This is a genomic window from Arthrobacter oryzae, assembly GCF_003634095.1.
GTDB classification, from domain to species: domain Bacteria; phylum Actinomycetota; class Actinomycetes; order Actinomycetales; family Micrococcaceae; genus Arthrobacter; species Arthrobacter oryzae.
Map to the genome: position 1 here is coordinate 833,914 of NZ_RBIR01000001.1, position 24,178 is coordinate 858,091.

Below are 24,178 nucleotides of genomic sequence, written 5' to 3' on the forward strand. Positions count from 1 at the left end.
CCACAACGGGTGAGGGGCCTATTGATTCGAACCGGGTTCTGGCGGCCGGTGGTCCGTTGGCCGGCGCACCGGATGCGGGCGGGCGCCGGGCGGTTCAGGATGCGGTCGCGGGGGCACAGGACGCGGGCCCGGCGGCACGGCGTGCAGGCCCGGCGGCACATGTTTGCGCAGATGAGGTAGCGGGGGCGGGTGTGCCGGCCCGGCATCCGGGGGGCCGGGCGGCAGGGGGCGGGGCATCTGTCCCGCGGGCCGTGCCCCGGCGACGTCAGGCGGTCTATCGTTTGGCGTGAGATCGGCAGTCGAGCGTGTCTCCACGGACTCTCCAGCTGCCTCTGGGGCATCGTCACGGCTCGATAAGGCGTCGGATTCCTTGCTGCTTGAGTCGGCCGCCAGGCCGTAATAGCGGTAGAGCTCCTGCTCCTGCGCTGCCGTGATCACCCCGCGGTTGCTGTCGATCCGGGGCCCGTTCTTGATCTTGTCCTTGCCGAAGGCCACCCTGATCACGGATTCCGCCAGGCTGGCCCCGGAGAGCGGGGCGAAGGACTCTGACATGCCGAACAGGCCGGTCCGCACGGTGACAAATGCCGGATCACCGGACTCGCCGTTGGTGAAGATCTGTTCCACGGAGCCGACTTTCTCGCCGTCGGCATCCACAACGATGCCTCCGTTGAGGACTATGTTGTCGATGTCCTCCAGGCTGAGCATGCAAGCACCTCCCTCGCCGATAGTGCAGCTCCGGATGCCCGGCCGGCCGCACTTCATTTTTGCCTGTTTGTCCGGATTCGGTAAGAGCCGACGAGGAAACGGGCGTTGACCACGGCCACGGCCGGACTCATGGCTGGCGGGGATGATTCACTAACGGGTCAATTTACGTCTGGGTCAATTTCTATCTGGGACGATTCACGGCTGGGACGATTCACGAGTGGGATGCCGCCAGTGCCAGTACCGCGGCCAGCACCGTCACTGGTGCGATGATGAGGCCGAACAGCGCGTACCCCTTCCACGTGATGAGGACATTCATTCGCACGAGCCGCTCGTGCCAGAGCAAGGTTGCCAGCGAGGCCCACGGGGTGATGAGCGGGCCCGCATTGACCCCGATCAGCAAGGCAGCCATTCGCTGCGGTGTCTGGGCCAATGGCTCCGCCAGCAGGTAGGCGGGCAAATTGTTCAGCAGATTTGAACCGGCGGCCCCCGTCGCGGCCAGCCGAAGCAAGTCCGGGAGGCTTTGGCGTTGCCCGGCCAGCCGGCCCAGCAGCACCGGAGCGCCCAGTTGCCGGGCGGTTTCCATCACCAGGAAGAGGCCGGAAGCGAACAGCAGCAAGGACCAGGGAACCAGGGAGATCCTCAGGACCCGGGGCCGCCGCAGCGCGAACACCAGCGCCAGCACCACGGCGGCAGCCACGGCAGGGATCCAGACCGGCATCCCTGACACCAGAGCCGGAAGCAGCAATGCCAGTACAGAGGCGCTCACCCCGAGTAGGACCCGGTCCGTCGCCGCGGCGTCCGATCCTCCGCCGGCAGGCTGATCCGGTCTGATCCGCCCCACCGGTATCCGTGAATACCGCTTGCGGAGGTCGCGCCGGAAGACGATGCCGATAAACACCAGGGGCACCAGAATGGCTGCGAGCGACGGGGCCCACATCAGGGCCGCAAAGCCGGCCGGGCTGATGCTGCCCAGGCTGTGCTGGGCCAGGAGGTTGGTCAGATTGGAAATCGGCAGCAGCAGGCTGGCCGTGTTGGCAAGCCACACCGTGGTCAGCGCGAAAGGAAGCGCCGGAAGCCCGGCCTGCCGGGTCACGCTGACCACCACCGGGGTCAGAAGCACCGCCGTCGTATCCAGGGACAGGAAGATGGTGCTCAGCGTCGCGAACACCGCCAGGAAGAGCCACAGGAGAATGCTGCGTCCCCGGCCCCAGTGCCGGAGCCGGCGGGCAGTCCACAGGAAGACCCCGGCCTCGCTGGCCAGTTCCGTCACAATGGTCATCGCGACGACGAAGAGCAGAATCGGCGCCACCCGGTCGATCAGAGCCGCGAGCTCGTCCAAGGGCAGGGCCCCGGCGGCCACCGCCACGGTCCCGGCAAAAAGTAGCACCGCTCCAATGATCGCCAGACGCATGAACGGATTCTATTCCCCGGCATAGGCCGCCAGCGCGGGAAACTCCCCTGGTCGCAAGGGCACGAGTTGTTGCGGAAACGTCTGGCGGTTCTTCGCGGATCAGATCAGGCGCAGACCTGCCGGTCAGAGCTCACGGTTCGGCCGCGGTGTCATCGCTTGCGGCTGGAACAGGCTGGTCCTTGATGTCCGCTGGCCCTGCCTGCGGCCGGCCCGGACGGTCGACGTCGGGAAGGCGGTCGACGTCGGGAAGGCGGTCGGCGGCGAGGTGGTCGGCGTCGACGGCGGCGAGGTTACGGATCAGGACAATGAGCCAGGTGAAGATCAGTGACGCGGCGATGAGCTCCACTGCGGTCAGGTTGTAGTAGCCGACGGGGAACCAGAGCACCGCGGCGACGATGATGGCTGCCAGGAACAGCCAACCAAGCGCGGCGAAGGCCGCCGGGAGGGAAGGGACGAGGGCGCGGATGCGGACAGCGAGGGACGCGAACACCACCACCATGCCGGAGGCAACCAGGGTGTGGAGCCCGAAACGATCGTCGACGGGGAACAGGCCGACGCAGGCGAGGAATACGCCCATAAGGATGATGCCGCCTTCGAGCAGCCTCACCCGATGACGTGCAGGCGGGGTAGTCGCCGTCGTCGCGAGAGTCATGGTGGCATATCCGGCGAGCGTGGTGACAACGACGCCGGCGATGATCAGGGTGATGTTGAATGCCGCGCCCGAGACGTCGGAGCTCGTGCCGAGGGCGCTCAGGTTCTCCTGCCACCACTGAGGGTCCTGTGCAGTGAGCATGCTGGCGAGGACACCGGTGACGAGGAACCCGGCCAGGAGTGCGGCGAGCCGGTAGGCAGTCATGCTGAGCGCCGAGAGGTACGCGATGTAGACACTGACGGCCCCAGTGGTCCCTACAAGGACTGCGGCTGCCACGGGATACAGGACCGCACCGATGAACGCCTGCTGGAAGATCGAGAAGAGCGCCAGCCAGCCGACCAGGAAAATACTCCCGTGAGCCAGCGCGAGCGCCGCGATGTCGATGGTATTGCGCGTCCGGCCGCCCCCGTGTCCCTGCGGTGACACGGCCGGCTGCCGCTGCAGGCACCCGGCCACCACAGCTCCGGCGCCAAGTATGGCCGTGCCGAGCGCGGCAATGTCACCGGCCGAACCGCGCCCGGACAACGACACGGGTTCCCGTCCGACGAGCAGAAACGCGACGCCGCCGAGGACCACAAAGCCCACGCACCCGATGAAGAGCGCCCGCGACTCCGCCGTGACGGCTGTGTGTCCATTCCGGCCTGGCATCACTCACTTCGATTCGCTGGCTATGTGGTAGACCAACGCTAGGACTACTTGGGCTCGGGGCCGTCACCCTGAAGGGGTGAAACCCATATCAGCGGATCACGGGCCTGGGCCGGGAAGGACATGCGGAACGATCAGCACCGGCCTGGCCTGCAGGCGGGTCAGGGAAACACTGACGGAGCCTTCCAGGAGCCGGGCCATCCTCGCGATCCGCCCGGGCCGCTGGCCGCCGACTATCAGCGCCGCCGCATCCGCGCTTTCGGCCAGGCGGCCCAGGGCCTGGGCTACTTCTCCGTTCAACACCCGGAAGGACCATGCTCCGCCGGGAGGGCCGAGGATGCCCTCGATGCTGGCCAGCATTTGCCCGGAGGGAAATTCGGCGTCGACATTGACGACGGGATCGAGCGAGATGCCCGGCCGCGAACCGGCGGGCTCCCACTCCGTGAGGTAGCTAGCCGGGTCCACGAAGGCGCAGATCAGGTGCGTGCCCATGATGACGGAGAGCCCCGCGGCGGCCCGGACTAGCCGTTCGTCGAAATCCCAGGGCACGCCGAGAACCAGCGGGCCGTCCGACCACACTCCGGCACCGGCCTGGCCGAAATCACCCAACGATTCCACGGGGACCATTCCTCCTGTCCCGCACCCGCTGGCCCGTTATGCCTTGAGGGCTTGCAGAGAATCCACGCCTTTCATTATGCCCATTCCCCGCCCCGCGGCGAAGGGTAATGGGACGCCGGATCATGCGGTCCGCGGGCGGCCGTCGGTTTCCCGGCCCGGCCGGACGCGGGACCTAACTCGCGGCCGCGGCCGCGGACCGCAGGGCCTGCAGCAGCGGCGTCGTCGGCCGTCCGATCAGTCCGGAGAGATCGCCCGTGACGGTGGCCAGCAGACCGGCTTGGGTGTCCGAGTCCAAGGCGGCGAGGAATCCCGCGGTGCCCTGGTCTAGCCCGGCTGACGTCAGGACCTCCACGAGCTCGGCGGCGGTGACGGGCTGGTAGACAACCTCCCGGCCCGCGATCTCGGTGAGCGCCGTCGCAAGTTCCTTGAAGTCCCAGGCGTAGTCGCCGGAGAGTTCATAAACGCGGCCCTCGTGCCCGGCGGAGCTGAGCACCACGGCGGCGGCGGCCGCGTAGTCGGCACGCGCGGCACTGGCCACGCGGCCGTCACCCGCAGCTGCCACGACGGCACCCGTCTGCCGGGCCGTGGCCACGGTCTGGACATAGTTTTCGGTATACCAGCCGTTGCGCAGGATCGTATTTTCCAGTCCCGACGCGCGGATGAGCTCCTCTGTGGCCTTGTGCTCAGGGGCCAGGATCAGGTCAGTGGTGTCCGCGGCCAGGACACTTGTGTAGGCGATGAAATTGACGCCTGCCGCCTTGGCCGCGTTGATCACGTTGGCGTGCTGCGCCACGCGGGAGCCCACTTCGCTGCCGGAGATCAAGAGGAGTCTGTCGACGCCCGTGAGCGCGACCTCCAGCGAGGCGGGATCGGAATAATCCGCGACGCGCACCTGGACACCCCGGGCCCGCAACTCCCCGGCCTTGCCGGCGTCACGCACCACCGCCACCAGCGCGGCGGGTTCGTGATTTGTGAGCAGTTCGTCGAGGACCAGCCGGCCCAGCTGTCCTGTGGCACCTGTTACTGCAATCGTCATGCTGCGCTCCTGGAATCCGCGGTGAAAGTTCATGAAGTTCTTGGCGGGCCGGGGAACCGGCTCCGCGCTGCACAACCGGTCCCGGGCCCGGGGCATTCCGGTGTTACGTTGTGCGACGCCGGTGGTTGCCCGACGTCAGCCGTGTGCGGCGATTGTGCCTAGGTCAACGTCCATGAGCGCTTGGAGAGCCCGAACCAGAACCCGTCGATCGCCGTCTTGGCCTGGATGTCACCGGAGCCGTAGGCCGCCCCGAGGGCAACATACAGGGGAGCCCAGTGCTCGCTCCGGGGGTGTGCTTCGCGGGCGACCGGGGCCTTATTCAGGAAGTCCAGGATGGAGTCGACGTCGCCGCGGGCCATGGCTTCCTCGGCCCAGTGGTCAAATTCGCTGGAGGCCGCCGGCGGGGTGGTGTCCGGTCCCCCGGCCGGGTTGAACCAACGCAGGTTGTGCGTGGTGAACCCTGATCCGACGATCAGCGTGCCCCGGTCGCGAAGCGGTCCGAGGGACTTGCCGAGGTCGAACAACCCCTGCGGATCGAGCGTCGGCATCGACATCTGCACCACCGGCACATCGGACGCGGGGTACATCTCTTTGAGCGGAACGTATGCACCGTGGTCCAAGCCGCGGCTTTCGTCGCGCTCAACGTGATGGCCGTGGCTGGCCACAAGCTTCTCCACTTCGGCGGCGAGTTCAGGAGCCTGCGGGGCGTCATAGGCCACCTCGTAGTACTTCTGGGGGAAGCCCCAGAAGTCGTAGACCAGGCCCGGATCACGGCCGGTGGCGCTGAGCGTCACCGGGGCGTTCTCCCAGTGGGCAGACACCATAAGGATGTCCTTGGGCTTGCCGAACGTGCCGGACCAGGCGTTGAGTTCGCGGGTCCACGTGGAGTCATCGGCCAGCGGCGGGGCACCGTGGCTAAGGAAGAGCACCGGAGGGCGGTCAGTGGTCTGAGTCATGGCACCATCGTAACGTATTTTGATTGAAGCTTCAAGCTTCTCGTTCACGGCCGGCCCTCGCCGGACACGGGTACACGGGTACGCGGGACCGGCCCGGCCGGCCCGGGCCCGGGTGCCCGGTCCGGGCGCAGCGCCACCGTCCGGCCGACCCGAAAGCGTCGCCGGCCCGTCCGGTGCCATTATGGGGGGCGTGACTATCGCAAAAACGATCCTGCTCTTCATTCTGGCCGCCGCCGCGGAAATCGGAGGGGCCTGGCTCGTCTGGCAGTCCGTCCGGGAGGGCCGGGACTGGTGGTGGGCGGGACTGGGCGTCGTCGCCCTAGGCATCTACGGCTTCGTCGCGACACTGCAGCCCGATGCGCACTTCGGCCGGATCCTCGCCGCGTACGGCGGCGTATTCGTCGCCGGCTCCCTAGTCTGGGGAATGGTCTTCGACGGCTTCCGGCCAGACCGATGGGACATCCTGGGTTCGGCGGTCTGCCTGCTCGGGGTCGCCGTCATCATGTTTGCACCCCGCGACGCCGGATAGCGGGCACACCGGAAGCTCAAAAGTCCCGCATGGTTGGCGCTCGCCGCCATTGGGCAAGAACTCCCCCGCCTTCGGCGCCCGCGCGGAACGGCGGCTCCGTGCCCTGTACGCCTAGCGGCCTGCCGTCTGTCCGAGTACCTGCCCGAGGATCCGGGCGCCTTCCCGGAAGGCGCCCGGATTGGGTCCGGCGTAGTTGAGCCGGATGAACGGCCCGGCCGGTTCGGCGGGAAACCAGTCGGCGCCGGCAGCGATGATCACCCCGGCGGCTTCACAGTCGCGAACGAGCTGGCCGACGTCGGTGCCGTCGGGCAAGCGCGCCCACAGGTTTAGTCCGCCCGTGGGCACGTGTGCAACGTGGGCCAGCGGGGCGTGCTCCCGCAGGCTGCTGACCAGCAGGTCCCGGCGCCCCTGGAGCTGGTGGCGCAGCCCCCGCAGGTGCGTGTGCCACGCCGGCTGCGTCACGACGTCGAGGGCGGCCGCCTGGAGCACTCCGCTGACGTACATCGACTCGGCTCCCCGGTCGGCCAGAATGCGCTCACGCGCCGGCCCGCGGGCTATCACAGCGGCCACCCGAATGGCCGGGGACACGCTCTTGGTCAGCGAACGCAGATAGACCACATGGCCGGAATCGTCGCGGGCGGCAACAGGTGTGGCCTCGGTGGTGATGCCGAAATCGTGCGCCCAGTCGTCCTCGACGAGGAATGCGCCGTGGGCGCGCACCACGTCCAGCACCTGCTCGGCCACTCGGGCCGGCCACTGCGCGCCGGTGGGATTGGCATAGTTCGGCTGCGCATAGAACAACCGGGCGCCTGTCTCATCAAAGGCCCGAGCCAGTTCTTGCGGGTCCGGGCCCCCGGGACCGCTGGGCACCGGAACCACGCGGACGCCGGCCTGCGCTGCGGCCAGAATGGCCCCCCAGTACGTCGGCGACTCCACCAGCAGCGGCTGTCCGCTGCCGACCAGCGCCCGGAAGACGGAACTGAGCCCGCTCTGGCTGCCGGGAAGCACGATCACATCGCCCGGTGTTGGCGGGGTGACTCCGGCCGGGGTGGCAGACCGGAGTTCGTGCGCGAACCACGACTGCAATTCAGGCATCCCCGCGGCGGGCGGCCGGGACAGGGCAGCGTCTCCCCGGGCCGCCCGGGTCAGGGCGGCCCGGACCAGGCGCTCGGGCAGCAGCTCGCGGTCCGGATAGCCGGAGTGGAAGGCGATGACATCGTTCGGCGCACTGCGCATCGCGGTAGAGACGGCCCGGAGCGGGGCGCGGGGCGTGCCCAGCGCGGCCGTCTGCCAGCCGTAGTCCGCGGGCCGCGCTGAACGGACGGCGCGCACAAACGTTCCCACCCCGGGGCGGCTCTCGATCAGGCCCTGCCCGGCGAGCGCGCGGAGCGCTTTCTGCACGGTCACGGGACTGGCCTGGTATTCGGCAACAAGGGACCGCGTCGACGGAAGCCGGGCGCCCGGCGCGGCCGTGGCAATCCACTCCCGGAGCCGTGCCACAATCCGGGCAGTGCTATCGTTGGACATGAGACACAATAGTAGCGCTACTCTGAGAATTGGCCAACCGATATCGGCCGGACCGGCCACCGGACTGTGGTGGGGCCTGGTCGGCGTCGCGGCCTTTTCCTTCACGGTTCCGTTTACCAGGGTGGCGGTGGCGGCCCTGCCGCCGTTGTTCATTGGATCGGGCCGGGCCGTCGTCGCCGCCATCCTCGCCGCGTGCGCCCTCGCGATAACCCGGCAGCGCCGGCCCCAGGGGGCCCAGTGGGCGCGGGTTGCCGTCGTCGCCGGCGGGGTCGTAGTGGGTTTCCCGCTGCTGACCTCCTTCGCCCTTGCCTCCGTTCCCGCCAGCCACGGCGCCGTCGTTATCGCCCTGCTCCCCGCTGCAACAGCCACGATGGCGGTGCTTCGCGGCCACGAACGCCCGCCAACCAGGTTCTGGATCATCACCGGTGCCGGCGCGGTCGCGGCGGTTGTGTTCGCGTCCGCACAGTCCGGGGGCCTCGGGCAACTGCATCTTGCGGACCTGCTGCTCTTCGGTGCCGTCGTGTGCGCGGCCATTGGATACGCGGAAGGCGGCAAACTGGCCCGGGAACTCGGCTCGTGGCAGACCGTCTCCTGGGCCCTCGTCCTGATCTCGCCGCTTATGGTGTGCATGGCGGTCGCCTCTATGGCCGGACAACCTCCGTCCGCTACCCCGGTACAGTGGGCCGCTTTCGCGTACCTTGGAGTCGTGAGCATGTTTCTAGGCTTCTTCGCCTGGTACCACGGCCTGGCGATTGGCCCCATGGCGCAGGTCAGCCAGATCCAACTGGTCCAGCCCGTGTTGAGCATCTGCTGGGCCGGGCTCATCCTGGGCGAGGACCTGACCTGGACCACCATCGTTGGCGGCGCGATCGTCATATTCTGCGCCGGACTGGCCGTCCGCTCCCGGCCCGGGACGGGCCGGCCGGTGGGGTCAGGGAAGCAGGTGCTGGCCGCGGCGAGTCGGTCCCGGTGACCAGGCCACCTCCTCCCCCGGCTCCTTCAAAGTCACCCTCGTCCCAAACCCCGCACCCGTTCCGCTACCGGTCCACGAACCGAAGGGAAGATCTCCGTGTACATCCCCGCACATTTCGCTGTCAGTCCCGATGCCATCAAGCACCTGCTCACCCGCCCGGCCGCGGCAAACCTGATTACCGCCACCGCAGGCGGCATACTTGCCACACTGTTGCCCTTTGTTTACGATCCCGAGGCCGGTGAACACGGCGCCCTCCACGGACACCTCGCCCGCAACAACCCGCAGTGGTCCGAACCCGCCCTCGGCGAATCTCTCTTCATCATCCAGGGCGCCGACGCCTACATCTCACCGTCGTGGTACGCATCCAAGGCCGAGCACGGCCGCGTCGTTCCCACCTGGAATTACTCCACGGCCCATGTTTACGGCAACCTCGTCATCCACGACGATCCGACGTGGCTCGCCAGCCATGTCCGTCGCTTGAGCGACCACAACGAGGCCGGCGCCGAGCGGCCGTGGACGGTCGACGATGCCCCCGAGCGCTACATCGCCGGCCAGCTGCGCGCAATCGTCGGCGTCGAGCTTCTCATCACCCGGATCGAGGCGAAGCACAAACTCAGCCAGAACCGGTCCGACGCCGACATTGACGGCGTGGTAGCGGGGCTGCGGGCCCGCGGGCAGATGGAAAGCGCCGCCGACGTCGAGACGGCCCGCGAGGGCCGCGAGGCCCGCGACGAGCCACGATGCCCCCACTCCGGCGCTCCGGCCGGCCCTGTTGCCTAAGCTGAGCAGCGGCCTGAGCAGCGGCGCCCGCTCAAGTGCGGGTCTGGAGCGCTCACAGGCGCCTAAGAGATAGGATCCGCCACGGAAACGCATTCCGGGGACCCTCACGCGGGACGTTTTCGCCGTGCTTTCGGATGGGCGCTACGCGGGAGGTCCTGCGCTACGGGGATCTCCGTAGCGCAGGACCTTTTCCGCGTCACGCGTCCGTTTCCCTAGCGAATTCCCCGGCTAGTGAGTGCGAGGAGCCCCTCCCGGGCCGTGGATTCCACGGTCCGTGCTCCACGGCCCCGGACGCTGGACCGGAGATGTTCGTTTTCTAGGCTTGGCGCAGCCCGAGGGTGTTGCCGTCAGGATCGAGGAACCAAGCAGCCCGGGCGGGGCCGAGCTGAGCGATGTGGCCCGTCGTCACCAAGGGACCTTCGGAATAGTCCAGGAATTCGACGCCCTTGGCGCCCAGGTCCTGGACCACGGCCTCGATATCCTCCACTTCGAAGTGCGCGAGGGTGTGCTCAGTGGCGACGGGCGGGCGCTTGAAGACGGAGATCTCGCTGGCGGCTCCGCAGCGGAATCGTGCGCCGGCAGGGGTCTCCCACAAAAATGTCAGGCCGAGGGTATCGCCGTAGAAGGACTTCGCCCGTTCCAAGTCCGTGACGGGGATCGTGGCTACAACCATCGTGGCAGTGATCATCAGTAACCTCCTCGGTAGACCCACCCGACCGACGTGATCGAACTGTCGCCGGGCGGGGGGAAATACAGGGTCCTAGTGCTTACCCCCGGATCGTCCCACTGTTCGGGGCCACGGGACAGGGCCCTCGGACCCGGCACCCGCCACCCGCCACCCGCCACCCTCGCTGCCCTGGGATCGGCATCCGGTATCCCGGCGGGTCCTTGCGCATGCGTGGGCGCTCACGACGCGGACGGGACGTCGGCGAGCGGATTCGGTCGCCGCCTAGCAGTCCTTTTCGCAACCCTTTCGGACAGGCGACACGCAACGAGTCAAGCGCTACGGTCATCCCCGTAGCGCATGACCTTTTCCGCATCCGGAGTCCGTTTCCGTAGCGGAATCCGAGAATGCGGCGGACGGACATGTTGACCCTCGTCAACGCGTACCAGCCCGGTCGCCGGAGTCCAGAAGGGCCCGCAACGGCAATGCACTCTTGCGCGCCGGATGAACGCAAACACGCGGCCGACAGGCGTGGGCACTGCTGGAGAACGAAAAACTCACCTGATTTGCCCCCTTGTGATCGATTCTGAAAACGTTTACAGTATTCAGATGCCGACGTGATTGGATTCACAGACGGCGCCTCAGGACGGTCCCGCAAGGGCCGGCACAACGGACCCGGCAGACTCAAAGGAGAGCACATCCATGGCAACCATCCATGACGTGGCCAAGCTCGCCGGCGTTTCAATCGCCAGCGTGTCCCGCATGCTGGCGGGCGAAAACGTCCGCAGCGCCGAGGCCATCCGGCAGGCCATCAGCGATCTCGGCTACCGGCCCAACGCCAGCGCCCGCGGGCTCCGCCTAGGCAAACATCACTGCATCGCGGTCATCGTCCCCGACATCGCCAACCCGTACTTCGCCGCCCTGGTCCGCGGCATCGAGGAACGCTTCATGACCCAAGGCTTCCGCATCATCGTCGCCAGCAGCGATGAGCAGTTCAGTGCGGAATCAGAACTGCTGGGCAACCTCGTCGATGCTGTCGACGCCATCGCAATTGTTCCTGCCGAGGAAGGAGAGCGGACCCGCAGGCTGCTGGCTGCTCTGAACAAGCCCGTGGTCCTGATCGACCGGTCCGTGGGCGATGAACCCGGCTTCGACCTCGTCAACGTGGACAACACCAGCGGGGCCAAGGCTGCCGCGGACTACCTGCTGTCCCTCGGCCACCGCCGAATTGGCATCATCAGCGGCCGCCAGGACACGGTTCCCGGCCGCGCCCGGCATCAGGCGTTCCTGGCGACCCTCGCCGCCGCAGGCGTCGACGTCCCGGTCGAAGCCATCAAAATCGGCGAATTCAGCCGTGACTTCGGCCGCCGCGCCGCCCAGGAACTGATCCAGCAGGGCCAGATCGGGGCGGCCCCGGGTGCCGGGGCCGCCGGTATCACGGCATTGTTTGTCGCCAACAACACGATGGCCCAGGGCGCCCTGCTGGCATTGCACGCAGCAGGGGTGTCAATCCCCCGGGAACTCTCCTTCATCTGCTTTGACGACTTCGACCTTGCCGAACTGCTCCCCGCACCGGTCACCGTCATCTCACGGCCCGCCATCGCCGAGGGCCATGCCGCTGCGGACCTTCTCCTGAGGCGCATTGAACATTTCGGCAGCACCAACCAGCCCCCGCTGGAGCACAAAGTATTGCCGGTCAGCCTGACCATCCGGCAATCCTGCGCCGCTCCTCCCTTCAACTGACCCCATCTCAACTCCGTCCCCTAAGGAACCCCCATGACTACAGCTGTGCCCGGAAACGGGAAAGTACTGGTGATCGGCAGCATCACCTGTGACCTGACCAGTTTCAGCGATCGCCTGCCGCAGCGGGGCGAAACTGTGCTCGGCAATGCGTTCACAATGGTCCTTGGCGGCAAAGGCGCCAACCAAGCGCTGGCCGCGGCACGTGCCGGCAGCCACGTATCCCTCGTCGGCTGCGTGGGCGATGACGCGTTCAGCGAGCTCGTGCTCGGAACCCTGGCCGAGGAAAAGATCGACACCCAGCACGTGCTGAAGACCGAGGGACCCACCGGCATCGCCCACATCCGGGTCGACGCCTCGGCGGAAAACGACATCGTCATGATCCCCCTGGCCAATTCCCGCCTCAGCCCGGGACACATCCGGCGGTCCTTGGGCAGCATTGCGCATCCTGCGGGTGTCGCCCTCATCCAGCTGGAGATCCCGCACGAATCGGCGCTCGAAGCGGCGCGCCAATGCAAGGCACGCGGCATCACTGTCATCCTCGACCCGGCCCCGGCACCGGCCGAGGCCCTGGACGCGGACTTCTGGCCCCATGTGGACATCGTCACTCCCAACGAGACCGAAGCGAGACTCATTACCGGGATCGCCGTCACTGACCGGGAATCCGCAATCGCCGCCGGGCGCTGGTTCACCGACCGCGGTGTGCAGCGGGCCGTCGTCACCCTCGCCGCCGCGGGCGCCGTCGTCGTCGAACGGACTTCCGCGGACAGCACGGCGGTGACCATGCAGGAGCCCTTCAGTGTGACCGCGGTAGACACCACGGCCGCGGGCGATGCCTTCGCCGGCGTCCTGGGCAGCGCGCTGGCCGAAGGCCTCGACTGGGACCAGTCCCTGCGCCGTGCCATGGCCGGCGGTGCGCTGGCCGTCACCGTGGCCGGCGCCAGCCCGAGTCTCCCCCAACGCCACGCCATCGACATTTTTCTCCAACGGCAGGCCGTCACGCGTTAGCCGCGGTCCCCCACCCACTCCACAAACATCGGTCCCATCCCTCCTCAACGCAGCGGAGCAACAATGCGCAAGAACAGCGGTACCCTCAACGCGGCCCTCTCCCGGGTCATCTCAGAACTCGGCCACACCGACGAGCTTGTCGTAACCGACGCAGGCCTGCCGATCCCGGCCGGCGTCGAACGAATCGACCTCGCCCTGAGCCCGAACGTCCCGCGCTTCCTGGAGTGCCTGGACGTCGTCCTCGCCGAAGTCCAGGCCGAGGGCGCCATCGCGGCGTCGGAAATCGCCGAACAGAGTCCGGAACTCCTCGAGGCCCTCAAAGCTCGACTCGGCAGCCACGGCATCCCGCTCGAACTCGTCCCGCACACTGAATTCAAGCAGCGGAGCAGGTCGTCCAAGGCGGCCGTCCGTTCCGGTGAATTCACCCCCTACGCGAATGTGATCCTCGTGGCCGGGGTGGTGTACTGACATGACGGTCACCCTCAGTGGCATCACCAAGTCCTTCGGGCCGAACCGCGTGCTCCGCGGCGTCGACCTCAGCATCGCCCCCGGCGAAATTGTCTCCCTCGTCGGCGAAAATGGGGCCGGCAAATCCACCCTGACCCGGATCATCGCGGGAGCCTACCAGCCCGATTCCGGGGAACTCTCCATCGACGGCAAGGTCCGGAAGTTCAGCGGCCCGCAGGACGCCATGGCGGCCGGCATCCAGGTCATCTACCAGGAGCTGAAGAACAACCTCTTCCCGCAGCTGGACGTCGCATCCAACATCTTTGCCCACGACGGCACCGGCGAGTTCGGCAAACTGTTCGTCAACAAGGACAGGATGCACGCCCGCGCCGCAGAGCTGCTGAGCCAGGTGGGGATCGACGTCGACACCCGCCTTCCCGTGGGGAAGCTCAGTTTCGGCCAGCAGCAGCTGGTCCAGCTGGCACGCTGCCTCAACCACTCGGTGAAACTGCTGATCCTCGATGAGCCCACTGCGGCCCTGGACGACCGGGAATCCGAGCTCTTGTTCGCCCAGGTGCGCAAGATCCAGGCCGCAGGCGTCGCGGTCATCTACATCAGCCACCGGCTCCCCGAAGTCTTCGCCCTGTCCGACCGCATCGTCGTGATGCGCGACGGCCGCGTCTCCACGACCGGAACCGCGGCCGAACTGACCGAGGCCGGCGTCGTCGCCGCCATGGTGGGCGGCGAGGTGGAAAACTTCTACCCCAAGGAACACCACGCCACTGACCGCGTCCGGCTCGACGTCCAGGACCTCGCATCGACCGGCGTCAACGGCGTGTCCTTCAAAGTCCACGCCGGCGAAGTGCTCGGCATCGGCGGCGTCATGGGCAGCGGCAAGGGCGAGGTGCTGCGGGCCCTTTTCGGACTCGAGAACGCGGCCGGCTCCGTCAGCATCGACGGCAAACCGCTGGCCCTGAAATCCCCGCAGCACGCCATCAACGCCGGAGTCGCCTACCTGACCCCGGACCGTCAGGCGGAGGGCCTCACCCTGGCCCAGCCCATCTCGCACAACGAATCCCTGGCCACCCTCGGCGCCATCACCCGGAACGGGATCGTCGCCCTGAAGCGCGAGCGGGACCGGTGCCAGGAAATCTCCACCCGGCTCAGCGTCAAATGCACCAGCGTTGACGACGCCGTGGGAACCCTGTCCGGCGGCAACCAGCAGAAAGTCCTCCTGGCCCGCTGCCTGCTGAGCAACCCCGCGATCCTGCTGATGGAAGAACCCACCCGCGGCGTAGACGTGGGCGCCAAGGCAGAGATCTATTCCATCATCAACGACGTCGCCGCCCAAGGCGTCGCCGTCGTCCTGGTCTCTTCAGACCTCCCCGAACTAGTCGAAATGTCGGACCGGGTGCTGGTCATGCGCGGAGGCAGCATCAACGCTGAACTGACCTCCGACGCCTTGACCCAGCAGTCAGTCCTGGAACACGCAATGGAGACCGTAACCCGATGAAAAAAATATCCCTGTTCAACGACCAGCTTCGGGCCGTCTGGATGCTCGCGTTCGTGGCGATAGCGCTCGTCTTCGCCACGCCGCTCTTCCTGCAGCCTTCCAACATGCTCAATGTACTGCTCACTGCCGCCGTCGTCGCCCTCATCGCCGCCGGACAAACCTACGTGATCATCCTCGCCGAGATCGATCTCTCCGTCGGCGCGGTGCTGGGCTTCAGCGCGATCACCACTGCCAGCGTCACCAGCCAGTCCGGCCCGGTGGCCGGGCTGGCCGCGGGCCTCGCCGTCGGCGCGCTGGCAGGCCTGATCAACGGTGTACTCGTCACCAAGGCCAAGATGCCCTCATTCATCGCGACTTTGGCCACGATGTCCATCTTTGCCGGGCTGACGCTGCAGTTCTCCCAGGGCAACCCGGTGAAGGTCACCGACGGAATGTTCCTGGCCCTGGGCCAGGGCAATCTCCTCGGCATCCCCACCCCCATCTGGATCATGTTGGTCCTCGGCGTGCTGTTCGGCTACGTCCTGGCCCGCACCCGGTATGGCCGTGAGCTCTACGCCACCGGCGACAACGCCGACGCCGCACGCCTCGCCGGCATCAGCACGGACCGGGTCAAGATCGTGGCCTTCATGATCTCCGGCGTCCTCGCCGCCACCGCAGGCTTCATCCTGACGGCACGGCTCGGCACCGCCCAGCCCACCGCGGGCACCGGCCTCGAGCTCGCCGCCATTGCCGCCGTGATCATCGGCGGCACCAGCCTCTCCGGCGGACGCGGCGCGTTGCTCGGCACTCTGGTAGGCGCCGTCCTGCTGGCAATGATCGACAACGGCCTCAACCTGCTCAACGTCTCCCCGTTCCTGCAAAGCGTCGTCAAGGGCGCCGTCATCCTGCTGGCCGTCTTCGTGGACCGGAACTCCGGGGTCCTGATGCGCATCTTCCGCGCCGGTCCGGCCAAGGTGGCGGCACCGGCAGCAGGACCGTCGACGGCGTCCGCCACCGGGGCGGACGCACCGGCACCGCTCCTCCCGAAGGTTGCCATGCTCTCCGTGGTGGGCCTGCTCGTGGTCGGTGCCGGCATCACCACGGCCGTCCGCGGCGCCGACGGCGGAAGCGCCGCAGCCCAGCAAAAGTCGGCCACCTTGGTCATTTCCACGCTCAACAACCCGTTCTTCGTCTCCGTCGGTGGCGGCGCCAAGGACCAGGCGGCCAAGCTGGGCGTGAGCCTGGACGTGCAGAACGCCAACAACAACGACACCTCCTCGCTGAACCAGGCCACCACCGCACTGGTCAAGAAGCCCGGCGTTCTGCTCCTGGACCCGACTTCGAGCGAGGCCGGCGGATCGATTACCGTCAAGGCCAACCAGGCCAACGTCCCCGTGGTTGCGTTCGACCGCGTCCCGGACCAGGGCAAGCTGGCCGCCTTCATCGGCTATGACGCCGTCCAGGCCGGCAAGAACGGCGCCAAGGCGCTCTGCGAGGCGGTCGGCGGCTCCGGCAAGGTGGCTGAACTCCAGGGACTGCTCGGCACCAGCGTGGCCCGGGACCGCTCCAAGGGCTTCAAGGCCGGAATGAAGGAATGCCCGGGCGTCGATGTTGTGGCCGTGCAGTCCGCGGACTTCGACCGTGGCAAGGCCCTGGACGTCACCACCAACATCCTGCAGGCGAATCCGGGCATCACCGGTATCTATGGCGCCAACGATGAAATGGCGCTCGGCGCGGTAGCGGCCGTGAAGTCGCGGGGCCTGCTGTCCACGATCAAGATCGTCGGAAACGACGGCATCGGCGACGCTTTGGCCGCAGTGAAGAGCGGCGAGATGTACGCCACGAACGCCGAGTCCCCGTTTGCCCTGGGCCAGGAAGTCGCCAAGATCGGCCATGCCGTCGCCACCGGCCAGAAGGTCGAAGAGTCACGGGTGCTACAGGGCCAGCTGGTTACCGGGAGCGGCGTCGACAAGTTCTGCTCGTACCTGCGCGGCATCGGCGACCTCGCCACCTGCAAGTAACCCCACGGATCCAAGGAGAACCATGACTGAACTGACTGCGGCCGGCCTGGCCGCGATGGTGGACCATACGTTCCTGCAATCCACGGGAACCCGCGCCGAAGCCGAAGACGCTGCCGTCGAAGCTGCCCGGCTTGGCGCCTACTCGGTGTGCGTCTCGCCGTCGATGCTTCCACTGTCCGCCACCAGTACACGGGTCACCGCCGTGTGCGGTTTCCCGTCGGGCAAACACCACAGCAGCGTCAAAGCGGCCGAGGCCCGTGATGCGGTGCGCAACAGGGCCGACGAGATCGACATGGTCATCGACGTCGGCGCGGCCCGCGCGGGTGACTTCGACGCCGTCGAACGGGACATCGCGGCCGTCCGAGAGGCCGTCCCGGCCCCCACCGTGCTCAAGGTCATCCTCGAGACCGCGGCGCTGACCGATGAGCAGATCGTGCGCTGCTGCGCGGCCGCCGAAAGCGCCGGAGCCGATTTCGTGAAGACGTCCACGGGCTTCCACCCGGATGGCGGCGCCACGGTGCACGCAGTGGAGCTAATGGCACGGACTGTTGCCCCGCGCCTCGGCGTCAAGGCGTCCGGCGGAATCCGTGACTGGGCTACCGCGCAGGCGATGATCACCGCCGGCGCCACCCGGCTGGGGCTCTCCGGCACCGCTGAGGTCCTCAGCGGCGGACGCAGCACCGGCTACTGAGCGTAGATCGCACTCGACCGTTCTGAATCGTGTGACTTCGCGGCGTTTTCGGACCGGCGACGCGTAAAAGGTCCGGCACTACGGGGATTCCCCCAGCGCCGGACCTTTTCCGCGTCACGAGTCCGTTGCCGGCGCGGAATCCCGGGGTTCAACGGCGGGCGAGGCAGGCGCCCGGATCGTGGACCGCCGCCGGTGCTCAGGAAGGAACCGCCAGGGACGCCCGGCGGAAGTCGGTGCGCCACACGTCAATGCCCTGGCCGCCCCCGTCCGTGACGACGTACTCGGGCCAGCGATCAAACGCGGAACAGGGATGGGATATCCCGAGATCCACGGTATCGGTGACCTCCAGAGCGGTCACGCCGGTAAGGACTGCGTGGTGGTCGAAGAGATTTCGCACCGCTGCGGTTGCACCATGCTTTGTGTGGCCGTCCGCCGTGCGGGCAGACAAGAGGGTCGGCAGTCCGGCGTCGTACGGAAGATCCCGTTTGCCCGCACCGACGACGGCGATGCCCTCTTCAGGGATGGACAGGACGACGGCGCGCACGGAAAGCGCCGGAATGAGGCCCGGAACGGGGCTGACGGCGGCGTACGTGCCGTGATCGTGGGTAACGTAGCACCCTGATCGGAGAATAGTCCTGGTTCCAGGGACCTGGCCACCGCCAGGAAGGAACTCCACGACGCGGTCCGGGAATGCAGACCCGCCCATTGAATAGATGGGGGCGGCTGTCTCAAAGAACTGCGCCGTTTCCAGATACACGTCCCGGACCAGCCGGCAATGCCGGTCAACCGCTGCCACCGTGTCCTCGGCCCTGCTGTTGGGCACGACGCCTTCGTACCCGGCAACGCCGGCAAGCTTCACGCCCGGCGTGGCCTGGACCAACCCGGCCAGGTGCAGGCCCTCGCGCACGCTGCGCACTCCCGTACGTCCGCCGGGCGTTCCGACGTCGATCAGCACCTCAAGGGCCACCGGCCCGCCGTCGAACGCCGCCGCCGCGGCCTTGATTCCGGCCTCCGAATCGACGAAACAACGGATTTCCCGGTCCGGATCTTCCTCCAGCCACGCGCGGATGCGCAGCAGTCCGAACGTGTCCACGATCTCATTGGCGACGAGAACGCGGTCATGTCCCCACGCCAGTACTGAGGCAACTTGATCCACGGTGGCGACGGTGAGGCCCACCGCACCGGCAGCCAGCTGACGCTCGATGATCGGTGCCGACATGGTCGTCTTGACATGCGGGGCGAGATCCACGCCCCGCTCACGGCACCAGACCGCCATGACCCGGATATTGTTCTCGAGGGCAACACTGTTGAGCCGCAGCTGCGGATACGCCGGGCCGGCGGGGAGCTTTGGCGTTGTCAGTGGCACTCGTCGGCCTCCGGGGCCGGCTCGACGTCCAGCGCCGGGTTCCGGTCGAAGAAACCCACGGGCTTGAGCCAGAATGCGACAGTGTCGACCGGCATGACCGGCCACTCCTCCGGCCGCGGGATGTGATGAATGCCGAAGACGTACCAAACGACGACGTCGGTATTTTCCACGGACCGGCCCTGCCGTACCCATTCGGGCATGCCCAGTCCGCCCGCCCCTTGATTCACGAACTCACCCGCCGGCCAGCGTTCGTCGGGATCGTTGGGCGTCACCCACACCGTGTGGCCGACCACTTCCGCGCGTTGGAACACCGGGGATGCCGGATCGAAAAACGAGGGGAACGACGCGCCGGGCACCAGCTTGTACGACACCCGGGTCCCAAGTCCGTTAGCCGAATTGTCGTTCGTCACGGCCCAGGTGCGCTGGGTCTCCCAGGAATAGTCATCGTGGCCCTCGGTGGTGATGGGGGTCTTCTTCTGGTGCAGGGCGAGCCCGTAGGGATTATCCGGACCCATCGGGACCATCTCGGTTTCCGAGCGGTAGACCGTGTTGGCGGTGCCGTCGATGTCCAGATCGAGCCGGGCCACCAGGAAGTGCTGGTGGAAGGGCGCGTAGGTCCGGTTGTCCACAAGCGTTCCGCTCGGGTGCTCCTGGCCTTCGGCGAAGTAGCTGACCACCATGATGCCCGTGGCCCTCACCTCGCACTCAATGTTCCCGTCCTGGTAGAAGCGCCAGTAGACGAGGTATTCGTAGTTGGCCACCGTGACGTGGAACGAGACCACCAGCCGACGCATGCGGCGCACCTCAACACTGCCATCGTGGTCCATGTGCTTCCACAACACCGCGGCGTCCTCTTCGTGGACGCAGATGGCGTTCTTAATGGTGTACGGCTCCCCCGCCGAATTGTGCATGACCGCGTCCAGATACCGCACTTCCCCGAGACAGTCGCAGCCCAGTTCCAGCGACGTCGTCATGAACCCCAGGCCCCATTCGCCGACGTCGAACGCTGTGCGGCGGTAGTGGTCCTCGCTCGGATCCCGGTAGGGAACGGCCATTTCGGCGAAGGACAGCCGGTTGGCGATCGGCCGCTCGCGGCCCGCGTCCCGGTAGCTGACCCGGTGAAGGGTCAGGCCTTCGCGATAATTGAACCCGATTCTCATGGACCAGTTCTGCCAGCTGATCCTGTTGCCGTCGAAACGGAAGGAAACGCCGTCGGGCTGGGCAATCTCCAGCGGCTTCACCGGCTCACGGGTGCTTGCGTTTCGAAGCCGCTCCGGGATCATGGCGGGGACATATTCGCCCATGATCTCTGGAGGGTCGACCGCAAAGGTGTCCTCAACGTCCAGTAGCTCCATCGTGGCCAGGTCAATGATGCAATGGAAGCCGTTGACCGGCCCGGCATAGGGGTTTGCGCCCGAACGCGCACGGACCCAGGTATCGGACCAGCCGATCCTGCGGCCCTGGTACCGTTCCGGGATCATCATCAGGCCGTAGGTCCAAACATCCATGAACACCAGAGACAAATCGGTGATGCCGCGCTTGGCAAGCGCAGCGATCACCCGCGGGTGGCTGCGCAGCGCTTCGTCAGCTTCTTCCCACTCGTCGACGGTCATGTTCGCCTGCACTCCAGGGATATGGGTGAAAGAGATGACAACCCCGCGGGTCAGGGATAGCCGTGCCTGGTAGGTGTTGTTTGAGGACCGTTCGAAGCAGTTCACGCCCACGATGCGATCGGGAGCGGCTCCATCGGGAGCGGCTTCGAAGGCCTCGACGGCGGCCTTGTCCGGCTCGATCAGCTCGATGGCTGCCAGCCGCCACGCCGGAAACGTGACGCCCTTCGCATCGGCGAGCAACGTTGCCGCTGCACGGAACTCGTCCGCGCCTAGCGGATCCAAGGGATGAAACTGGGCCGGAATTCTCATGGCGCTCTCCTTTGGGAATCTGGACGAAATCCGGATCAGCCGGGAAAAGGGCCCGGCCGTTTAGTACTGAAATTCTCGGGAAGCAACGGTCCGCGGGGCTTAGTTTGGTTCCTCCCGGATATGCCACGGTGAGCCATAGCCTTCGGGCTCGGGGGCGGCCATCAAATCCAGGAAGGGCTTGGACGGAAAGGCTTCAGGTCCCAGGACGCCTGCCCCTGCCCAGGTCCCGGCGGCGAGCAGCTCGAGAGCAATGACGGGATTGATGGCCGTTTGCCAAACTACACATTGGCTGGAGTAATTCGCCATGGTCCACGCGTTGTCGGCCACATGGTAGAGATACGAACTTCGTGGGCGGCCCTCCTTGTCCGTGCCCCGTACCAGGACCCCGGCGCACGTCTTGCCCGTGATGTTGGGGCCGAGGGTGGCAGGGTCCGGCAGGCACGCTGCAACAACGTCCCGCGGACTGACCAGCGCTCCTTTAACGTTCACCGGTTTGGTGGAGTCGAGGCCAAGCTTGTGAAGAACCTTGAGCACGTCGATAAATTCGTTGCCGAGGCCGTACTTGAAGTTCACCCTTTTCGCATCGATCCATCGCGGCATGAGGAGGACTTCCTCGTGCTCCACATTGACGCATTCGACTGGCCCAATCCCTTCAGGGAAGTCGAACAATTCAGGTTCGCTAAACGGTTCCGTGGTCCGCCAGCCATGCTCGGCCGAGTATATGACTGGCGGATTCAGGCATTCTTCAATTGTGGTCCAAATCGAGAACGAAGGGGCAAAGCCATATCCTTCAACCTGCAGGTTTGCCCCGTCCCGAACGGCCAATTCCTCAATCTCTGAGAACAGGAATTCCTTGGCATAGGCCGCAAACACATCCGACAAGCCCGGTTCGACACCCATTCCCACCAAAGCAAGGCGGCCGGCGGCTTCCCATTCGCCCGCCCGTTCAAATTGGAGGTCACCCAGCTTCACGCCTGGGAGTTGATACGGCAGCTCTGGATGCGGCGTCGAGAGCGACATGGCCATATCCAGGTACGATGCCCCGGCCTTCGCGGCGCCTTCAAAGATTGGCATTACGAAGCGGGGATCAACGGCGTTGAAGACGTGCGTGATGCCGTGCTGTCGAACGGCATCCGCAACGGCCGCCGCACTCGAGGCGTCCAACGACACCGCCTTGAAGCGCTGCCTCAATTCAAGAGGAACGGTCTGCACCACAGATTCCGCTCGCGCCGGATCGTAGTCGGCGACGACAAATGCCTCGAAGAAACTCCGCCGTGCCGCGATGCCGGCCGCTGCTCCGCCCACCCCGCCGGCGCCTATGCAGAGGATTCTCATTTGTCTGCACGCCGGGGCAGCGTCCAGCCGCGGAAGAAGTCCGGCTTCCGGATCCACCAGATCCCCATGAGCACGGCGCCAATCAGCAGGCCGCCGATGCCCACGACGGCCTCGGCCCCGATACCGAAGATCGTCACATTGTTGCCGCTTGCGTCTTTCAGCCAATCAGGCTGGGCGAAGTTGGACAGACCGTAGATAAAGACGGCCGCCAGCATGACGCTGCCGGCCAACGGGAAGAGTCCGCGCATGATGAAATTCCGGAACGACGACGTGAGTGTCTTGCGATAGAACCATACGCAGGCAAGGCCTGTCAGGCCGTAGTAGAACGCGATCATCAACCCGATCGATCCGATCAGGGCGAGAAGAAGCGACGGGCTGATGAACGTGAAAACGAGGAAGAAGAACGCGGAAATGACGCCCATACCGATGGTGGACCACGTCGGCGTCAGGTACTGCGTATGGATCCGCGCGAACCTTTCCGGGATCGCCTTGTGGACCGCCATCGAGAGCGACGTGCGCGCTGTCGGAAGGATGGTGGTCTGCGTCGAGGCGGACGCCGATGTCAGGATGGAGAACCCGAGAAGTGTCATGAGGATCGATCCCACCGGTCCCTCGCCGAACAGTGTCGGTCCGATGGCCGAAAATACGTCGGCCGAGTTGTCCGGGTTGGCCAGCCCGATGCCGGAGTCGCCGACGCCGGCGAAGGCCACGGCGGCGACCGTCACGATGGCATAGGTGGCCAACAGGAGAAACGTGCTGATGATCGCCGCGCGCCCTGGGGTCTTGTCGGGGTCCTTCGTCTCCTCATTCACCGAGACCGCGCTGTCCCAACCCCAATAGATGAAAATCGCGGTCAACATTGCCGGGGCAATAGTCTGGCCAAAGTCGAGCGTGAACGGATTGAACCAGTCCCATTGCGGGACGAGGGAGTACGGCTCGGCGGTTCCCGAATAGACCTTGACCAGCGCGAAGACCGCGAAAAATATCAGGATGATGATCTCAAAGGAGAGCAGCACGTACTGCACCCGGGCCGTGATCTCGATGCCCCGGTAGCAGATCCAGGTCATCACGGCGATCCACGCCAGGCCCGCAATCGTTGTGGCAACGACGTTGTTAGCCAGTTCCGCGATTCCCGGCAGCCCGAATCCGCCCACAAAAGTGAACGAATACGCGCCGGCGATCTGAGCCAGGTTGGACATGACGATCACGTCGGCGATGATAATTCCCCAGCCACCCATCCAGCCGGCGACCGGGCCAAACGCACGTGCCGCCCACGTAAAGGTTGTGCCGCAGTCCGGCTCCGCCTTATTCAGTTCCTGGTAAGCAACCGCGATGAGGTACATGGGGATGAAGGCCAACAGGACGATGCCGGGCGCCTTCACCCCTGCGAAGAGAGTGCCGCCGACGACGATGAATCCCAGGCTGGCCGCGAGGCTGTAGGCCGGGGCCGTGGATGCGACACCGACGACCACGCTCGATAGGAGCCCGAGCGCGCCGCCTTTCAGCCCCTTGCTGTCGACTTCCTTGGCCCCAGAATGAACGGTGCTTGCCATATTTTCTCCCTACCGAGGAAACCGGCAGCGCCGGCATAGCTGGAGTTAAGCACTTACCCAAAGAGGAACGGGATACCCCCGGGTAACAATGCACATAATCCAGCCTC

General features: G+C 66.3%; 21 protein-coding genes. 9 read left to right on the plus strand and 12 right to left on the minus strand.

The window, feature by feature from the left end:
* Positions 1-18: 18 nt before the first annotated feature.
* The 6 genes from C8D78_RS03905 to C8D78_RS03930 all read right to left on the minus strand — a co-directional run bounded on the left by C8D78_RS03905 (position 19) and on the right by C8D78_RS03930 (position 6,023).
* A complete protein-coding gene (locus C8D78_RS03905; RefSeq protein WP_120950519.1) occupies positions 19-705 on the minus strand; it encodes a PRC-barrel domain-containing protein in 687 nt (228 codons plus the stop codon).
* A 211-nt stretch (positions 706-916) separates the two neighbouring features.
* A complete protein-coding gene (locus C8D78_RS03910) occupies positions 917-2,116 on the minus strand; it encodes an SLC13 family permease (RefSeq protein WP_120950520.1) in 1,200 nt (399 codons plus the stop codon).
* A gap of 130 nt (positions 2,117-2,246) precedes the next feature.
* On the minus strand, positions 2,247-3,416 hold the full coding sequence (locus tag C8D78_RS03915) for a hypothetical protein (RefSeq protein WP_120950521.1): 1,170 nt from the start codon (positions 3,414-3,416) through the stop codon (positions 2,247-2,249).
* Between the two features lie 96 nt (positions 3,417-3,512).
* Entirely contained in the window at positions 3,513-4,031 is a 519-nt protein-coding gene (locus C8D78_RS03920) for a universal stress protein (RefSeq protein WP_120950698.1), read from the minus strand.
* Between the two features lie 172 nt (positions 4,032-4,203).
* Entirely contained in the window at positions 4,204-5,067 is an 864-nt protein-coding gene (locus C8D78_RS03925) for an SDR family oxidoreductase (protein ID WP_120950699.1), read from the minus strand.
* 158 nt (positions 5,068-5,225) lie between these two features.
* Entirely contained in the window at positions 5,226-6,023 is a 798-nt protein-coding gene (locus C8D78_RS03930) for a dioxygenase family protein (protein WP_120950522.1), read from the minus strand.
* Between the two features lie 190 nt (positions 6,024-6,213).
* Between C8D78_RS03930 and C8D78_RS03935 the strand changes: the two genes are divergently transcribed.
* A complete protein-coding gene (locus C8D78_RS03935; RefSeq protein ID WP_244208227.1) occupies positions 6,214-6,552 on the plus strand; it encodes a YnfA family protein in 339 nt (112 codons plus the stop codon).
* A gap of 111 nt (positions 6,553-6,663) precedes the next feature.
* Here C8D78_RS03935 and C8D78_RS03940 read toward each other — a convergent pair whose 3' ends face one another.
* Positions 6,664-8,079 carry an aminotransferase-like domain-containing protein gene (locus tag C8D78_RS03940; RefSeq protein WP_120950524.1) on the minus strand — a complete coding sequence of 472 codons (1,416 nt, stop codon included), beginning with the start codon at positions 8,077-8,079 and terminating at the stop codon, positions 6,664-6,666.
* Between C8D78_RS03940 and C8D78_RS03945 the strand changes: the two genes are divergently transcribed.
* Together C8D78_RS03945 and C8D78_RS03950 are read left to right on the plus strand one after the other, a co-directional pair.
* A complete protein-coding gene (locus C8D78_RS03945) occupies positions 8,078-9,052 on the plus strand; it encodes a DMT family transporter (RefSeq protein WP_120950525.1) in 975 nt (324 codons plus the stop codon). The two genes, C8D78_RS03940 and C8D78_RS03945, sit on opposite strands and share 2 nt — an antisense overlap.
* Positions 9,053-9,148: 96 nt before the next feature.
* Positions 9,149-9,832: an FMN-binding negative transcriptional regulator gene (locus C8D78_RS03950; RefSeq protein ID WP_120950526.1), complete on the plus strand. Its 684-nt coding sequence runs from the start codon at positions 9,149-9,151 to the stop codon at positions 9,830-9,832.
* Between the two features lie 316 nt (positions 9,833-10,148).
* Here C8D78_RS03950 and C8D78_RS03955 read toward each other — a convergent pair whose 3' ends face one another.
* Positions 10,149-10,520, minus strand: coding sequence for a VOC family protein (locus C8D78_RS03955; protein WP_120950527.1), 372 nt, complete (start codon positions 10,518-10,520; stop codon positions 10,149-10,151).
* 678 nt (positions 10,521-11,198) lie between these two features.
* Here C8D78_RS03955 and C8D78_RS03960 point away from each other — a divergent pair.
* From C8D78_RS03960 to deoC, 6 genes are all read left to right on the plus strand, one after another.
* Positions 11,199-12,239 carry a LacI family DNA-binding transcriptional regulator gene (locus C8D78_RS03960; protein WP_120950528.1) on the plus strand — a complete coding sequence of 347 codons (1,041 nt, stop codon included), beginning with the start codon at positions 11,199-11,201 and terminating at the stop codon, positions 12,237-12,239.
* A gap of 33 nt (positions 12,240-12,272) precedes the next feature.
* Positions 12,273-13,244 carry a ribokinase gene (locus C8D78_RS03965; RefSeq protein ID WP_120950529.1) on the plus strand — a complete coding sequence of 324 codons (972 nt, stop codon included), beginning with the start codon at positions 12,273-12,275 and terminating at the stop codon, positions 13,242-13,244.
* 63 nt (positions 13,245-13,307) lie between these two features.
* Positions 13,308-13,712 (plus strand): D-ribose pyranase, encoded by a 405-nt coding sequence (gene rbsD, locus C8D78_RS03970; protein WP_120950530.1) that lies wholly within the window; start codon positions 13,308-13,310, stop codon positions 13,710-13,712.
* A gap of 1 nt (position 13,713) precedes the next feature.
* A complete protein-coding gene (locus C8D78_RS03975; protein ID WP_120950531.1) occupies positions 13,714-15,204 on the plus strand; it encodes a sugar ABC transporter ATP-binding protein in 1,491 nt (496 codons plus the stop codon).
* Positions 15,201-17,204, plus strand: coding sequence for an ABC transporter permease/substrate-binding protein (locus tag C8D78_RS03980; RefSeq protein WP_120950532.1), 2,004 nt, complete (start codon positions 15,201-15,203; stop codon positions 17,202-17,204). The genes C8D78_RS03975 and C8D78_RS03980 overlap by 4 nt, the downstream gene beginning before the upstream one ends.
* 22 nt (positions 17,205-17,226) lie before the next feature.
* A complete protein-coding gene (deoC, locus tag C8D78_RS03985) occupies positions 17,227-17,895 on the plus strand; it encodes a deoxyribose-phosphate aldolase (protein WP_120950533.1) in 669 nt (222 codons plus the stop codon).
* A 196-nt stretch (positions 17,896-18,091) separates the two neighbouring features.
* Here deoC and C8D78_RS03990 read toward each other — a convergent pair whose 3' ends face one another.
* From C8D78_RS03990 to C8D78_RS04005, 4 genes are all read right to left on the minus strand, one after another.
* Positions 18,092-19,261 carry an alanine racemase gene (locus C8D78_RS03990; RefSeq protein WP_244208228.1) on the minus strand — a complete coding sequence of 390 codons (1,170 nt, stop codon included), beginning with the start codon at positions 19,259-19,261 and terminating at the stop codon, positions 18,092-18,094.
* Positions 19,252-21,183: a primary-amine oxidase gene (locus tag C8D78_RS03995; protein WP_120950534.1), complete on the minus strand. Its 1,932-nt coding sequence runs from the start codon at positions 21,181-21,183 to the stop codon at positions 19,252-19,254. Before C8D78_RS03995 ends, C8D78_RS03990 begins: the two co-directional genes overlap by 10 nt.
* A 99-nt stretch (positions 21,184-21,282) precedes the next feature.
* Positions 21,283-22,518, minus strand: coding sequence for a saccharopine dehydrogenase family protein (locus C8D78_RS04000; RefSeq protein ID WP_120950535.1), 1,236 nt, complete (start codon positions 22,516-22,518; stop codon positions 21,283-21,285).
* Complete coding sequence (locus C8D78_RS04005) at positions 22,515-24,071, minus strand: APC family permease (protein WP_120950536.1); 1,557 nt, start codon at positions 24,069-24,071, stop codon at positions 22,515-22,517. The genes C8D78_RS04000 and C8D78_RS04005 overlap by 4 nt, the downstream gene beginning before the upstream one ends.
* Between the last annotated feature and the right edge of the window lie 107 nt (positions 24,072-24,178).